This window comes from Desulfovibrio piger (genome assembly GCF_900116045.1).
In the GTDB taxonomy this organism is placed as follows: domain Bacteria; phylum Desulfobacterota; class Desulfovibrionia; order Desulfovibrionales; family Desulfovibrionaceae; genus Desulfovibrio; species Desulfovibrio piger_A.
Map to the genome: position 1 here is coordinate 2,340,664 of NZ_LT630450.1, position 14,034 is coordinate 2,354,697.

The 14,034-nt window shown below is 66.1% G+C and carries 13 protein-coding genes; 3 read left to right on the forward strand and 10 right to left on the reverse strand.

Annotated features, from left to right (window positions below):
* Positions 1-67 precede the first annotated feature (67 nt).
* On the reverse strand, positions 68-1,291 hold the full coding sequence (locus DESPIGER_RS10415; RefSeq protein ID WP_231927568.1) for an MFS transporter: 1,224 nt from the start codon (positions 1,289-1,291) through the stop codon (positions 68-70).
* 181 nt (positions 1,292-1,472) lie between these two features.
* Between DESPIGER_RS10415 and DESPIGER_RS10420 the strand changes: the two genes are divergently transcribed.
* The gene (locus DESPIGER_RS10420) at positions 1,473-1,904 is read left to right on the forward strand and encodes a MarR family winged helix-turn-helix transcriptional regulator (RefSeq protein ID WP_072336497.1); all 432 of its coding nucleotides are present in this window, start codon (positions 1,473-1,475) and stop codon (positions 1,902-1,904) included.
* A 187-nt stretch (positions 1,905-2,091) separates the two neighbouring features.
* Here DESPIGER_RS10420 and DESPIGER_RS10425 read toward each other — a convergent pair whose 3' ends face one another.
* The 9 genes from DESPIGER_RS10425 to hisI form a co-directional block, all read right to left on the reverse strand.
* Positions 2,092-3,294 (reverse strand): bifunctional nucleoside/nucleotide kinase/histidine phosphatase family protein, encoded by a 1,203-nt coding sequence (locus tag DESPIGER_RS10425; RefSeq protein WP_072336500.1) that lies wholly within the window; start codon positions 3,292-3,294, stop codon positions 2,092-2,094.
* Positions 3,295-3,374: 80 nt separating this feature from the next.
* Positions 3,375-4,067 (reverse strand): hypothetical protein, encoded by a 693-nt coding sequence (locus DESPIGER_RS10430; RefSeq protein ID WP_072336503.1) that lies wholly within the window; start codon positions 4,065-4,067, stop codon positions 3,375-3,377.
* Positions 4,068-4,311: 244 nt separating this feature from the next.
* Positions 4,312-5,511: a tyrosine--tRNA ligase gene (gene tyrS / locus DESPIGER_RS10435; protein ID WP_072336506.1), complete on the reverse strand. Its 1,200-nt coding sequence runs from the start codon at positions 5,509-5,511 to the stop codon at positions 4,312-4,314.
* 498 nt (positions 5,512-6,009) lie between these two features.
* On the reverse strand, positions 6,010-6,738 hold the full coding sequence (locus tag DESPIGER_RS10440) for a hypothetical protein (protein WP_072336508.1): 729 nt from the start codon (positions 6,736-6,738) through the stop codon (positions 6,010-6,012).
* A 2-nt stretch (positions 6,739-6,740) separates the two neighbouring features.
* On the reverse strand, positions 6,741-8,003 hold the full coding sequence (locus tag DESPIGER_RS10445; protein WP_072336511.1) for a sulfite exporter TauE/SafE family protein: 1,263 nt from the start codon (positions 8,001-8,003) through the stop codon (positions 6,741-6,743).
* Positions 8,004-8,180: 177 nt separating this feature from the next.
* Positions 8,181-8,945, reverse strand: coding sequence for a YkgJ family cysteine cluster protein (locus DESPIGER_RS10450; protein ID WP_072336515.1), 765 nt, complete (start codon positions 8,943-8,945; stop codon positions 8,181-8,183).
* Positions 8,946-9,303: 358 nt separating this feature from the next.
* Positions 9,304-9,627: a hypothetical protein gene (locus DESPIGER_RS10455; RefSeq protein WP_072336518.1), complete on the reverse strand. Its 324-nt coding sequence runs from the start codon at positions 9,625-9,627 to the stop codon at positions 9,304-9,306.
* A gap of 378 nt (positions 9,628-10,005) precedes the next feature.
* Positions 10,006-10,899, reverse strand: a complete 894-nt coding sequence (hisG, locus tag DESPIGER_RS10460; RefSeq protein ID WP_072336521.1) for an ATP phosphoribosyltransferase — start codon at positions 10,897-10,899, stop codon at positions 10,006-10,008.
* 114 nt (positions 10,900-11,013) lie between these two features.
* On the reverse strand, positions 11,014-11,406 hold the full coding sequence (hisI, locus tag DESPIGER_RS10465; protein WP_072336524.1) for a phosphoribosyl-AMP cyclohydrolase: 393 nt from the start codon (positions 11,404-11,406) through the stop codon (positions 11,014-11,016).
* 459 nt (positions 11,407-11,865) lie between these two features.
* Between hisI and DESPIGER_RS10470 the strand changes: the two genes are divergently transcribed.
* Together DESPIGER_RS10470 and DESPIGER_RS10475 are read left to right on the forward strand one after the other, a co-directional pair.
* Entirely contained in the window at positions 11,866-13,596 is a 1,731-nt protein-coding gene (locus tag DESPIGER_RS10470) for a DEAD/DEAH box helicase (RefSeq protein WP_072336527.1), read from the forward strand.
* Positions 13,593-14,009, forward strand: coding sequence for a hypothetical protein (locus tag DESPIGER_RS10475; protein WP_231927569.1), 417 nt, complete (start codon positions 13,593-13,595; stop codon positions 14,007-14,009). The genes DESPIGER_RS10470 and DESPIGER_RS10475 overlap by 4 nt, the downstream gene beginning before the upstream one ends.
* The last annotated feature ends 25 nt before the right edge of the window (positions 14,010-14,034 follow it).

A 14,034-nucleotide genomic window follows, 5' to 3' on the forward strand; every position in this document is an offset into this window, starting at 1 on the left:
GGCATGCCCGGCGTTTTTGGCATCGTCCGGGAGAATGACGATGCCGTCTCTCTGGGGAAGGAGATCTCTATGCGGCTGCCGCGCGGCGGCCGTGGAGGACGTAATACAGCGCCACCGCGCCGAGGACCACGAAGGCCAGGGTCTGGTACATGCCGTCATAGCCCGCGCTGGGGACCATGAAGCCGAACAGGTAGGGCCCCAGGCCGATGCCCAGATCGAAGAAGATGAAAAAGGTCGTGGTGGCCTGGGCAAAGCGGGACCTGGACACCAGCGAGAGCGAGACCGCCTGCCCGGCGGACTGGAAATTGCCGAAACCCACGCCCAGGACCAGCCCGGCGGCCAGCAGCATCCAGCCGCTGCTGGCGTGGGCCATCATGGTCAGGGAAAGGGCCGTCAGCAGCAGGGCGGGATAGAAGATGATGTTCTCGCCGCGCAGGTCGAACAGGCGGCCGGTCAGGGGCCGTGTCACCAGGGCGGCCAGGGCGTAGAGCAGGAAGAAGAGGCTGGCTGCGCCGGTCAGGCCGCGTTCCGCCGCGTAGGAGGTCATGAAGGCCTGGATGCAGCCGTAGCTCAGGCAGGTGATGAGCGCCACCAGCGAAAAGCGCACCACGCGCGGGTCGATGTAGCTGTTGAGCTCCAGGAAGGGGCGGTGGCGGTGATGCATCTCCGGCAGGTGGTGCAGGCCGAAAAAGATGCCGATGCAGGCCAGGCCGATGCCCAGGCAGGTCTGCGCCAGGGCGGTATAGCTGAAATAGTGGGAGATGAGGATGCCCAGAAAGGGGCCCAGGGCCAGGGCAAAGGCCGTGCTCATGCTGAACAGGCTGATGCCCAGCCCGTGATGCTGGTGGGGCACCACATAGGCCACGATGGTGCCGGTGGCCGTGCCCATGATGCCCACGCCCAGGCCCATGCACAGGCGCTGCACGAAGAGCAGGGCCAGGCTGGGGACCCAGAAGAAGGCCGCGATGCTGGCCGAATAGAGCAGCAGGCCGGCGAAGAGGATGATGCGGAAACCGAACAGGGAGAGCAGGTTGCCGGTGAGGAAACGGCCGATCAGGCAGCCGATGACCATGATGCCCGCAGTGAGCCCGGCGCTGCTGAGGCTGGCGCCGTATGTGGCCTGCGCATAGGCCGTGCTGGTGACGAACATCAGGTAATAGGCCGTCATGACCAGCAGGTTGATGCAGGCGACCACATTGAAATTGCGGTTGAAGATGGAGCGCAGGGCTTCGGCGGTGCTGGCGGTGCTGCGCTCCCGCGTCCGCGGACGGGATTTGTGTTGGCTGGGCATAGGACATCCTGGGCGAAATATCGCCATACCGTTGCGTGTGCAACGATATACGTCCGGCGGCTTTCCCTTGTCAAGCGGAAAACCCGCCCCGCGGGGGGCGCGCTTTTGCGCTTGCCAGGCGCTGCAAGGCTGACTATGACAAAACGATGTATCCTACCTGCATCATTTTCCTGGAGCTGCTGTGGAACTGACCTATAAGTGGATCGCGCTGGCCAACCGGCATTACCTCATGTACCTGAACAAGCGCCTTGCCTCGTACGGCCTCAGCGGCAGCCAGTATCTTTTCATCCTGAACATCTGCCGCCAGCCGGGCCTGACCCAGGACAAGCTGCCGGACATCATCCACATCAACAAGAGCAACGTCACCCGTGCCCTGGCCCATCTGGAGAAGCGCGGCTTCATCCGGCGCGAGGTCAACCCGCAGGACAAGCGCACGGCCGCCGTCTTCCCGACGCAGAAGGCCCTGGACGTGTACCCGCACGTGATGGAGATCATCCGGGGCTGGGATGCCTCGGTGACCAGCCCCCTGACGGAGGACGAGAAGCACACCCTGCAGGGCCTGCTCAAGCGCGTGGTGGCCTCGGCCCACGAGTACCGCAGCAGCGAAGGCTAGGCCCTGCCGGTCCCCGGGGCAAGGCCCCACCTTCCCCCAGGCGCGCTCCGGCGGGAGGCTGGCGCCCTGCCGCAGGCAGTCCGGGCACTTGGGGAACAGTACCGGCAAATACAGGGAGCGGCGCGGACCCAGGCCCCCGCCGCCCGTGTCAGGAACCGTCACCGTGCCGTGGGCGGGACGTTCCGCCCTAATAGCTGATGCGCTCGATGAGCTTGCGGCGGGGCGTGAGCGAGATGTGGTAATACTGGTTCTGCGGCACGTTGATGTAGGGGATGTCCTCTTCGCGCTGGCGCAGGAACAGGGAGAGGATGACCCGGTTGATGGCCTGGTGGCCCACCAGCATCACGGGCAGCTCCCCGGCCAGGAACAGGGCCCGCTGCAGGCCGCGCCGCACGCGCTCGCGCAGCATGGCATAGCTTTCACCGTGCGGATAGGCGTAGTGGTACTTGTCCGCGTTGCGGCCCGCCGTCACCTCGGGCATGGTCTCGCGGATCTCGCTGTAGCACATGCCCTCGCAGTCCCCTGCCCAGATCTCGTCGAATTCCTTGAAGGCCATCACATGGGTATCGTACCGCCCGCGCAGCAGGGGCGCCGCCGTCTCGTGCGAGCGCATGCGCGTGGAGGTGAACACCCAGTCCAGTTTCTGGTCGCGCAGGTGCAGGGCCAGGGCCTCGGCCTGCATCCGTCCCCTGGCCGTCAGGGGCGGATCGCCGCCGATGCGTCCCTGCACGTTGTATTCCGTCTGTCCGTGCCGGGCCAGATACAGGCTCTGCACCCACCAGCTGACCACGATCTCGCGGATGGCCGGATAATAGGGCGAGCCTTCGCAGGGCCGCTCCGCCAGGATGCGGCCGGCCATGGTGTCCACGCACAGCCAGTACTGTTCCCTGCCCACGGGTTCGTAGATGGCTTCGTAATAGCCGATGCGGCCCACGAAGCTCGCCAGGGCCTCGTCCTCGGTATAGCCCGCGTATTCCGGCAGTCTGGTCTTGTTGCGGATGCAGGCATTGAGCAGGACGGGATCTTCGTTGACGCATTCCAGGAAGAGCACGGGATGGTCCGTGAGGCTGCGCTCGATGAAGGCCCGCCGTGTCCGGCTGACATTGGTGGCATCCAGGATGGCCACGTCCCCTTCCCGGTTCAGCCATTCCCTGGCCCGGGCCAGGTTCCGCTGGCAGATCTCCTCGCGTATCCTGCGGCCTTCGGCATTGTCCGGGGAATAGAACTCCGGCAGGGTGGACTCCGCCCCCAGCAGCTGGCGGCGGACGTCGCCGTTGTTGAAGATGGCCGAACGGAAGCCGTCGGCCGCCAGGCCGCCGCAGATGCGCCGGGCCAGACGGGACTTGCCGCGTGCGGGCAGGCCCACCATGACGAGATAGAGCTTGTGCATGTGACTCCTGTGGGGCGTTGGTCCGTCCGGGTGGCCGGCCCCGCCGCGCGGACGGGCACGGGGCGGGCCGTCATGCCGGTTCAGCGTGTCGCGGGGGCCGCCGTGGGGGCCGCAAGCTGCTCCAGGGCCTTTTGCAGCGGCTTGCCGGGGTGTTTGCCGCACCAGTCCAGCAGGGCATCGCTTTGGGCCGCCAGGCTCCCCAGTTCCAGGGGGCGATAGGGCCGGTTTTCCCTGAAGGCCTGATGGCCGTCCCACCAGAGGACCAGGGGCAGCCAGTTTTCGCCCTGCTGGCGGAAGCTGCGGCAGGGCAGGGAGAGCGTTTGCCGCGACAGCTTTTCCCGCACCATCTGCCAGCGTTCCACCAGGCGGGCCGTGGGGGCCGCGGCGCAGGCATCACGCAGGCGTATGAGGCTGGAGGTCCACCGCCCGCCCTGCTGCCAGAGCCGGAAGGGAAGGTCTTCTTTGCCGCTGCGGGCCGCCACATAGCCGTCCAGCCATTCCAGCGGCACGTCCAGGCGCAGGCCGCCCCCGGGTTTGTTCCTGTCCACCGCCTGTTCGGCCAGCGGACGGCAGATCAGGGCCCCCACGCGCAGATCGCCGTCGTCAGGACGGCTGCCCAGGCGCAGCATCTGGCCGGGCTCTGCCTCCTGTACCGTGATGGTCAGGGGGGACGACATCTCTTTTGGGGGCTGCGCCGCGCCGGCGGCAGGGGGGCACAGCAGCATCACCAGCAGGCAAGCCGCGCACAGCGGGCTGAAGGGCATGTTTCGCATAGATTTTCTCCTGCCGGAGGATAGCATCGCCTGCCCGGGGATTGGAAGCAGGTTTGTGAGGGGGGAAGGGCGTTTTGGGGGGTAAAACGGCCCCTTCTCCACGCTCCCCCGCAGGGACCTTGCTGGGGGGCCGGTGCGCAGACCAGAGCAGGTTTTTTTGAAAGGGTGGGGGAGCGCGAGGAGGCGGAGGGATTTTGGTTCACAAACGTCCCTCCGCCTCCTTGCAAAAAAAAGCTGTGGCAGCCTAGGCCGTGACGGTCAGGCGCAGGAAGCGCTTCTTGCCCAGCTTGATGACGTATTCACCGGCAGCCAGGGGCGACAGGGCGTCGTCGCAGCGCTGGCCGTCCACGGACAGGGCGCCTTCCTTGATGAGGCGCTTGGCTTCGCCGCGGCTCTTGACCAGACCGGCGGCTTCCAGGAAGGCGGGCGGGGTGCTGTCGTCGCCCTGGGCGCAGGTGTGGCAGGGGGCGTCGTCCGGTACGCCGCCGCTGGCGAAGACGGCATTGAAGCCCTGGCGGGCCTCGTCGGCGTCCTTTTCGCTGTGGTAGCGGCTGACCATCTCGTGGGCCAGCATCTCCTTGGCGGCCTTGGGGTGCACGCGGCCCCGGGCCACGTCTTCCTTGAGGCCGGCGATGTCTTCCAGGGACTTGGAGGACAGCAATTCGTAATAACGCCACATGAGATCGTCGGAGATGGCCATGACCTTGCCGAAGATCTCGGACGGGGCTTCGTCGATGCCGATATAGTTGCCGTAGGACTTGGACATCTTGCGCACGCCGTCCAGGCCTTCCAGCAGGGGCATGGTCAGGATGCACTGGCTTTCCATGCCGTAGTGGGCCTGGAGGTTGCGGCCCACCAGCAGGTTGAACTTCTGGTCGGTACCGCCCATTTCCACATCGGCCTTGAGGGCCACGGAGTCATAGCCCTGGCAGAGGGGATAGATGAATTCGTGGATGGAGATGGGGCGCTGCTCGCGGAAGCGCTTTTCAAAGTCGTCGCGCTCCATCATGCGGGCCACGGTGTAGCTGGAGGCCAGGCGGATGAAGTCCGAGGCGTCCATCTTGCCCAGCCAGTGGGAATTGAATTCCACGATGGTCTTTTCGGGATCGAGGATCTTGAAGACCTGCTTCTTGTAGGTCTCGGCATTGGCGATGACCTGTTCCTCGGTCAGGGGAGGACGGGTCTCGGAGCGGCCGGAGGGGTCGCCGATGCGGCCGGTGAAGTCACCGATCAGGAAGATGATCTGGTGGCCCAGTTCCTGAAAGTGGCGCATCTTGTGCATGACCACGGTGTGGCCCAGATGCAGGTCGGGAGCGGTGGGGTCAAAGCCCACCTTCACGCGCAGGGGCGTGCCGCGTTCCAGTTTCTTGCGCAGTTCCTTCTCGTCAATCAGCTCCGCCACGCCGCGCTTGATCACGGCCATCTGGCGATCAATATCCATCATCGAACTAGTCCTTGCGTGGAGTTGGCCCGTCACGGGCGTTATCCCGGCAGGATAGCCTCGGCAAAGCGGGGGTGTCAATGTTCTGCAGGAGGAAAGGACGAAAAAGGAAGCCGCGGCGCAGGGCCGGAAGGGCAGGCATGCGCGGTCCCGTGCGGACGGCAGGGAGCAGCGGGAGAGCGCGGCGTGGCGTGATCGGGCGCCCCGCTCCGCTCCGGCCCTGTGGCGGGTGGGGCCCGTGCGGCGGGATGAATGAGGCAACAGGGGACAGCGGGCCGCCGTGGGCGGGGGAGCGATCCTCCGGCGGGGCAGGACGGGGGAGCGGCGGAAACGCGGAGGGCCGCCGGGCCGGATGCCGTCCCGAAGGGGAAACGAAGGGGCCGCCCGCATGCCGGGTGCGCCGGGCCGCGGCCACGGAAAAGGCGCCGGCGGTTGCCCGCCGGCGCCTGACGTTGCCCGCCGGCGCCTGACGTTGCCCGCCTGGAAAGGCCAGACCGGGAACTAGCCTTCCTGCTTGACCTTGGACTTGGTCATGGCAAGGCCAACGCCTTCAAACAGCTCGAAGATGGCGAAGCCATACCAGAGCGTGTAGATGACGTAGAAGATCAGCATGCCGCTCATGAGCCAGATGTGGTCCGACACCTTCACGGGCTCCACGCTGTAGAAGTTGTTGCCGGGTTCCACGGCGCGGCGCAGGACCTGGTCAACCACCTGGGCCTCGGCGATGAGGCGCTGCTTCTGCAGTTCCTTGATGGAGGGGCTCAGCACATACCACCAGGCCGCGGCGGCCTTGAGGGCGTGGGTGCCGTCGTAACGGGCGGTCACGGTGGCGGCGTCGTTGTGGTACAGGCTGTCGGCGTCGGTGGTGGCGGCGTTCAGCATGGCGGCCAGGTTGCCTTCGTAGGTGACCCTGGCGCCGTCGGCGCTGGCGGTCATGCCGGCCTTGGTCAGCACCTGCACGGCGGTCTCGGCCAGATCGGCCTTTTTCATGGTCACGGTGACCTTGACGTTGGTCTTTTCCACGGTCTTCACATGCTCACGCACGCTGGGGATGAAGTAGGAAGAGCCCTTGGAAAGTTCGTTGAACACGTTGTCGGCGTACTGCAGGCCGGTCAGGTGGTTGCCCTTTTCGTCGCGCATGACGGGGGTGAGCAGCACACAGAACAGGACCAGGAACGAGATCAGCAGGATGGAACCCCGGATAAAGGGGCCTTTTTCATGAATAAGCATAATTAGGCCTCCCCTCTGAGCTTGCCGAGATTAAGGAAGAACTTGCTGAACACCCAGAGGCCGAAGAAAGCGACGACCACCCAGAAGATCACGTTGCCCACGTCCTCGATGACGTTCACCACGGACATGGACCAGTCGAGGTATTCCATTTCGACCAGCTTCTTGGGCAGGGTGGCGGCGCGGTTGATGAAACCGGAGATGATGGACACGGCATAGAAACCGCGGATGTGCACGCCCTTGACGACCTTGGTGGTCAGGGCGCCCACCTGGATGCCCAGCAGGGAGCCCAGCAGCATGCCCACGGCCAGGGTGTAGAACACATAGCCGTAGATGGCGTACTGGCCCACGGAAGCCAGACCGGCGGTGAAGATGATCTGCAGGATGTCGGTACCCACGGTGGTCATGGAGGACACGCCGAAGATGTACACGAACATGGGGAAGGTCACGAAACCGCCGCCCACACCCATGATGGCGGCCAGCATGCCCACGACCACGCCGCCGGCGGCGACGATCCAGCCGGAGATGCGGCGGCCGCCGGGCACCAGGTCTTCGTCAAAGGTGATCATGGGCGGCACGGTCAGGCTCTGCAGCTTGACGGAAAGGCCGGTCATGCCGGCGGTGCCGCCGTGGGCGTCGCCGCTGTCGGCCTGGGTGCCGCGGGTGGCTTTCAGGAAGTCGAACAGGGCATAGAAGCCCAGGAAGCCCAGCAGCACGGCATAGATGGTGCTGATGAACATTTCGGACAGCAGCGGGTCGGCATTGTACAGGCCCTTGTTGATGGCGCCGCCCACGAAGGTACCGGCACCGGAGCCCACCAGGAACGCGATGGCCAGCTTGACGGACACGTTGCCCAGCTTTTTGTGGACCGTGGTGCCCATGATGGCCTTGGCGAAGATGTGGAACAGGTCCGTACCGACGGCCAGGATGCCCTTGACGCCCGCGGCCATCAGGGCCGGGGTGATGATGAAGCCGCCACCGGCGCCGATGCAGCCGGTGATGAGGCCGGCCGCCAGGCCGACGGCGATGGAGGCCAGGAAAATGGTGGTGGTGTAGAAGGCCGGCGCATACGCGCTTTTGCCGCCCAGCATCTCGTGGGCTTCATAGGCTTCGGCACCGCACACAAGCAGGATGGGCGCGGCCAGGGCCAGCAGGAACAGCATCTTTTTGCGGTTCTTGATGATGGACGTGGAGACTTCCAGGTCCCATTTGGCATACGCCTGCGAGCTGCTTAACAGAAATTGATACAGTGATCTGCCAAAACTCATAACTCCTCCCGGTATGTTTGCCGAGAAAACAGCAAAAAACATGCCATTTGTGCAAAAAATCTCAATCGCAAGCTAACATGCTGTAACCAAAAGGAATACCCAAAAAACAGACAGCCTGCTCTCCCGGGGGGAAGCAGGCTGTCGCATGTCAGTTTTTTTTACAGTTGCAAAAAAAAGCTACTTTTTGTTCAAACCTTCGCTCTGTCCGAAGATGACCAGTTCCAGCCAGTCCAGCGCAAAGTCCAGCGTGGCCTCATCGGATTCCATGACGGCCTGCTGGCGTTCCTCGCTGACCTCCACGCGACGGAAGATGCCCATTTTCTGGATGAGCTCGCGGAACTTGTCCAGCTGGTAGAGGCAGAGGATGGCCATGGTGGCCATGCGCGGTTCCAGCGGCTTTTCCGTGGCCTTGACCATGGCCATCAGGCGCATGTAGCGGTCATTGGCGGCATTGTACGCGTCCAGTTCCTGGCTGGCCAGCCAGGTCTGGGCCGTCCATTCCTTGCCTTCGTCGAAGCCGTGGCAGTGGGGCTCGCGCACCAGGAAGAAGCGTTCGTCCACGCCCTCGTGCCCCATCTTGGTGCCGCGGCCCAGGGGGTAGAAGCGGCAGGCGCCGGGGCGGTTCTCGTACACGGAGCAGCCGCCGGGCGTCACGAAGGGACAGGGCTCGCCGGGGCCTTCCAGCATGCGCAGCAGGGGCAGGGGGAAGCCCGTGTCGGGGAAGGTGCGCATGCGGGTGAAGTCGTTGAGGAAGGCCTCGCTGGGCATATCGTTCATATGGCGGCGCAGGCGCAGCACGTCATAGGGGGTCAGGGGCAGGGTCAGTTCCGCACAGCAGCGGTTGAAGCAGGGAACTTCGGGATGGCAGGCAAAGCAGAAGGTCTGGCCCGGTTCCAGCTCGGGCAGGTTTTCCATGAATTCGCGGCTGGCGTCTTTTTCCATGATGCGTTCTCTTGTTGGAGGGTTGTGGGAGCCGGGCAGCGCTTGGGAAAAATTTCCCTAATATGGTGTTGCCCTGATTGCTTGTATCCTCTTCCGGGGTTTGCTGCAAACTTTTTCGTTCTCCGGAGGGCGGGCTGCGGTGCGGCGGACGGGCAGCCGGGTGAACTCCCTGCCGTAGCGGAACCGGCGTTTTTCCCTGCCCGGCTCCGTGGGAGGGCATGCCTCCTTGGGGTGCGGAAGGGGCAGGTGCGCGGCGAGAGACCACCGGATCCTTCATGTAGGGGAGAGGCGCGCTCAGGGCATGGTGGAACGCCGGGACTGCGGGGACCCGTGCGGGAAGGCCTGGGGCCTGGCGTCCTCAGTCGCGGCGGCCCGGACGCCAGGAGCCGTCGCGCTGGATGCGGGGCCGGGGCAGGCGGTGCTGACCTTCGGGACGCAGGTAGTGCTTGTTGCGGAAGTCGTCGTAGCCCTTGCGTGCGGGATTGCCCTGCCATTGCCGCTGGGCCGGACGGGCGGAGGGCCTGGCGGCGGACGAGGGCTGCCGGGCGGGGCCGGTGGTGGCGGCCACATTGGTGACGGCGGAGGGCAGAGGGCCGCTGCCTGCGGAAACCCGGGCGGCGAAGGCGGGAGCGAGGCCCAAAAGGCAGAGGACGGCCAGCAGACGGAGGATCTGGCGATACATGACGGGACCTCATGGAGGCGGACAGAAGGGGAGAGAAAACAGCCATCTTGAGGGCTGGCCCTGCGCCCGGGCATCCGGCTTCGGGGGCAGGGGCCGGAAATCGCGGCCACAGCCCCTGTGCCCCTTGCCGTTGTCCCGGATGACAGAACAGCGGCCTCTCCGCAGGAGATGCCGCTGCGCTGTCCTTTCGGTAATCCAGCCCCGAATGGCGGGTTTGGGGGAGGGAGGGGGCGTGGGGGAGGGAGCCCCTTTTTGCCGCGAGCAAGCGACCGAAGGCGGACCGCAAGGGCCGTGCCCGTTGCGACGAAGGAAGCTACGGGCATCGACAGCAGAGATAAGGGGGCCCTCCCCCACAGACATTCTTTCTGTCAGGCCCTGCTAGATGACCTTGTTCAGGGCGTATTCGATGATGCCCTCGGCCCCGGCTTCGCGCAGGCGGGGGATGAGGTCGCGCACCACGTCGATGTTGACCACGGTCTCCACCGAGAGCCAGGCCTCGTCGCGCAGGGGCGAGACCGTGGGCGAGTTCAGGGAGGGCAGCATCTCGAGGATGGCGTCCAGGTTGGAGGCCGGGGCGTTCATCTTGATGGCCACCAGGCTTTCGGCGCGCAGGGCGCCCTGCAGGAGCAGGGTCAGCTGGTCGATCTTGGCGCGCTTGCGCGGGTCGGCCCAGGCGTCCTTGTTGGCGATGATGACCGGGTAGGAGCACATCACCTCGTCGATGATGCGCAGGCCGTGGGCCCGGATGGTGGTGCCGGTCTCGGTCACTTCCACAATACCGTCGGCCAGGCCTTCCACCACCTTGGCTTCCGTGGCGCCCCAGGAATAGAAGACGTCCACGTCCACGCCCACGCGCTTGAAGTAGTTGCGGGTCAGGCCTTCCAGCTCGGTGGCGATGCGCTTGCCGGCCAGGTCCTGCGGGCACTGGTAGGGGGAATCGCCGGCCACGGCCAGCACCCAGCGGCAGGGGCGGTTGGACGTCTTGGAGTAGACCAGATCCGCCACATGCACCACCTTGTCCTCATGACCGCCTTCGGTGAGCCAGTCCAGGCCGGTGATGCCCACATCCAGGATGCCCGCGGCGATGTAGCCGCCGATCTCCTGCACGCGGCACAGGGAGGCCGAGATCTCGGGGTCGTTGATGTCCGGGAAATAGTTGCGCGTATGCTTGCGGATCTTCCAGCCGGCGCGCTCGAAAAGGTTGATGGTGGCGTCTTCCAGCGAGCCCTTGGGCACGCCCAGTTTGAGGATTGCCTGCGATTCTTCGCTCATCGTGTCTACTCCGGCAGGCGAAAGGCCTGCTGCTGTGTTGTTTGGGCCATGCGCCGCATGGCTCCTTCCCAGAGACGGGCCCGGGGGCCCGAAGAAAGCGTTGTCCTGTCCCGGCTATTGGGCGCCGTAGACCTTCCGGGGATCGAAGACCACGGGGGAGCATTCGCGCACCACGCCGTTGTCCCATTCCCGGTAGAAGCACGAACGGCGTCCCGTGTGGCAGGCCGCGCCGCCGATCTGCTCGATCTTGAGCAGCACGGTGTCGCTGTCGCAGTCCAGGCGGATGGAAAGCACTTTCTGCACGTTCCCGGACGTGCCGCCCTTGTGCCAGAGCTCCTTGCGGCTGCGGCTCCAGTAATGGGCCTCGCCGGTTTCCAGGGTACGTTTCCAGGCTTCTTCATTCATATAGGCCAGCATGAGCACTTCGCCCGTGGCCGCGTCCTGCGCGATGGCGGGGACCAGTCCCTTGGAGAAATCGGGACCGAAATCCGGCTGTAGTTGCGCCATGGCTCCCTCCGAATCAAAAAAACATGCTCCGGCGTCCCTGCCCGCACGGCGGGCGCGCCGGTGAGGCCTTTCAGGCTAGCCGCATTCTTGCCCGGACGCAAGCGGCGCCCGCATCCGGCGGCCTTTTTTCACAGCCTGTCCGCCGCCGGTGACGGACAGACGACAGCCCGGTGACAAGACCCGTGCATCCTTCTCCGGCGGAGGGTCCCGCGGCAGGGGAAGGGCCGGACGCTCCCCCGCGCCCGGCGGAAAGGCCGTCCGCGTGCCTGCCCGTCCCTCCGGCCGTGCCGGTCTGTCTTCGCGGGCCGCGCCAGTGCCCGCCGCGTGCCCTCTCCGGCGGCGCCTTGCGCATGGGCGCGGCTTGTGGCAGGCTAGTGCGTTTCCGACATCAGAACAACCAATCCGCATCGGCGGCAGACGGGGCAGCCCCCCCGCCGCGATGCCTCAGAGCGAGCTACCATGTCCGACATCACCGATCCCACCTGCCCCGCCTCCGCCGGAGAGGCCGCGCAGGAACAGGCCGCCCCTGCGGCCGAACTTTCCACCCCCGGCGCTTCCCTTGAGAATTTTTCCGTGGCCGAGCCCGAGAACGCCCTGCCGCGCGCCACGCTGGAGACCCTGCCCGAAGCCATCGCCGCCGCCTGCGGCCGTGCGGGCTGGACGTCCCTCATGCCCGTGCAGTCCCTGGCCCTGCCCTATCTGCTGGAAGGCCGCGACATCATGGTGCAGTCCCGTACCGGCAGCGGCAAGACGGGCTGTTACCTGCTGCCCCTGGTGCCGCGTCTGGATCCCGCGCTGCATGCCGTCCAGGCCCTGATCCTGGTGCCCACCCGCGAGCTGGCCGTGCAGGTGGAGCACGAGGCGCGCACCCTGTTCGAAGGCACGGGCATCCGTCCCGTGGCCGTCTATGGCGGCGTGGGCTACAAAAAGCAGATGGACGCCCTGCGTGACGGGGCCCAGCTGGTGGTGGGCACGCCCGGCCGCGTGCTGGACCATCTGCTGCGCCGCACCCTCTCGCTGGACGATCTGGATGCCCTGGTCTTCGACGAGGCCGACCGCATGCTGTCCATCGGCTTCTACCCCGACATGAAGGAAGTGCAGCGCTACCTGCCGCGCCACCGCATCCACACCAGCATGTTCTCGGCCACCTATCCGCCGCATGTGCTCAAGCTGGCCGGGGAATTCCTGACCGAGCCCTCCATGCTCTCCCTGTCGCAGAAGGAAGTGCATGTGGCCGAAGTGCAGCACCTGTTCTGCCAGAGCCGCCCCATGGACAAGGACCGCGTGCTGGTGCGCCTGCTGGAGACCGAGAACCCGGCCTCGGCCATCATCTTCTGCAACACCAAGGCCAACGTCCACTATATCACCGGCGTGCTGCAGGGCTTCGGCTACAATGCCGACGAGCTGTCGGCCGACCTTTCCCAGGCCCGCCGCGAGGCCGTGCTGGACAAGATCCGCCAGGGCAGCCTGCAATATCTGGTGGCCACGGACGTGGCCGCGCGCGGCATCGACATCCCGGCCCTGTCCCACGTCTTTCTGTATGAGCCCCCGGAAGATCACGAGAGCTACATCCACCGTGCCGGACGCACGGGCCGCGCCGGGGCCGCCGGTACGGTCATCTCGCTGGTGGACATCATGCAGCGCATGGAGCTGGAACGCATCGCCCGCCATTACCGGATAGCCCTGCGCGAGATCCCCGCGCCCACGGACGCGGATGTGGCCGTGGTGGCCGGCGCGCGCGTGACCACCCTGCTGGAGGGCCGTTTCCGCAAGCTGACCGGTCTGGAGAAGATGCGCGTGGCCCGCTATGCGCCGCTGGTGCGCGAGCTGGCCGGCCAGGCCGAGGACGACGAGGACGGTCTGCTGCTGGCCATGCTGGTGGATGCCGCCTATCAGGAGAGCCTGGGCCATGTGCAGCAGCTGCCCGAAGGCCGCAACGAGTCCTCCCGCCGTGGTGACGGCGAAGGCCGGGGCCGCAAGCGTTCCTCCCGCCGTCGCCGTGACCGCGGGGACAGGGCCGACGAAGCCGCCGCCCCCGGGGCCCATGCTCCTGCGGAGGCCGCAGCGGCGGCCGCGCCCGCGACGGATGCCGGGGACGCTCCCGCTCCCGCCGAAGGGGAGGGCACGGCCAGGCGCCGCCGTCGTCGCCGTCGCCGCAAGCCCGCGGCTGAAGGCCAGGCGGAGGCATGAGCCCCCTGACGGCCGTCCGTGCCGATGCGGTACAGGAGGCCCTGGACAATTTCCCCGTCCTGCTCCTCGACCTGGATGCGGGACGGGCCCTGCACATCCTCGGCATCGGCCGTCTGCAGTTCCGGCGCCGTGCCCGGCTGCTGGCGGAGTGGCGCGGCCTGTGCATGGCCCTGTGGCGTCTGGCCCTGCAGCGTTCCTTCCCCGACCATGCCGAGGCCATGTTCCGGCAGTTCCGGGAGAGCTTCGGGCAGAGCCACACGGACAGGACATCGGCCCTGGCCCTGGAGCGTGCCCCGGCCTACTGGGAGGTGCTGTCCGGGAGGGCGACGCGGACTTCAGGCCCGTGTCCCGCTTCCTGGCCGCTGTCTTTTTCGAGGACGAGGCCCGCGCACAGGCCATGGCCCTGCGTCTGATGCTGCATGTGCGGCAGACCTATCA

What these genes read in the sequence shown, in the direction of transcription:
- DESPIGER_RS10440 (WP_072336508.1), bottom strand. Translation starts at nt 6,738, where the DNA reads ATGCTTATTCATGAAAAAGGCCCCTTTATCCGGGGTTCCATCCTGCTG.
- DESPIGER_RS10415 (WP_231927568.1), bottom strand. Translation starts at nt 1,291, where the DNA reads ATGCCCAGCCAACACAAATCCCGTCCGCGGACGCGGGAGCGCAGCACC.
- DESPIGER_RS10450 (WP_072336515.1), bottom strand. Translation starts at nt 8,945, where the DNA reads ATGGAAAAAGACGCCAGCCGCGAATTCATGGAAAACCTGCCCGAGCTG.
- DESPIGER_RS10425 (WP_072336500.1), bottom strand. Translation starts at nt 3,294, where the DNA reads ATGCACAAGCTCTATCTCGTCATGGTGGGCCTGCCCGCACGCGGCAAG.
- DESPIGER_RS10430 (WP_072336503.1), bottom strand. Translation starts at nt 4,067, where the DNA reads ATGCGAAACATGCCCTTCAGCCCGCTGTGCGCGGCTTGCCTGCTGGTG.
- DESPIGER_RS10470 (WP_072336527.1), top strand. Translation starts at nt 11,866, where the DNA reads ATGTCCGACATCACCGATCCCACCTGCCCCGCCTCCGCCGGAGAGGCC.
- DESPIGER_RS10445 (WP_072336511.1), bottom strand. Translation starts at nt 8,003, where the DNA reads ATGAGTTTTGGCAGATCACTGTATCAATTTCTGTTAAGCAGCTCGCAG.
- tyrS (WP_072336506.1), bottom strand. Translation starts at nt 5,511, where the DNA reads ATGATGGATATTGATCGCCAGATGGCCGTGATCAAGCGCGGCGTGGCG.
- DESPIGER_RS10475 (WP_231927569.1), top strand. Translation starts at nt 13,593, where the DNA reads ATGAGCCCCCTGACGGCCGTCCGTGCCGATGCGGTACAGGAGGCCCTG.
- hisG (WP_072336521.1), bottom strand. Translation starts at nt 10,899, where the DNA reads ATGAGCGAAGAATCGCAGGCAATCCTCAAACTGGGCGTGCCCAAGGGC.
- DESPIGER_RS10455 (WP_072336518.1), bottom strand. Translation starts at nt 9,627, where the DNA reads ATGTATCGCCAGATCCTCCGTCTGCTGGCCGTCCTCTGCCTTTTGGGC.
- hisI (WP_072336524.1), bottom strand. Translation starts at nt 11,406, where the DNA reads ATGGCGCAACTACAGCCGGATTTCGGTCCCGATTTCTCCAAGGGACTG.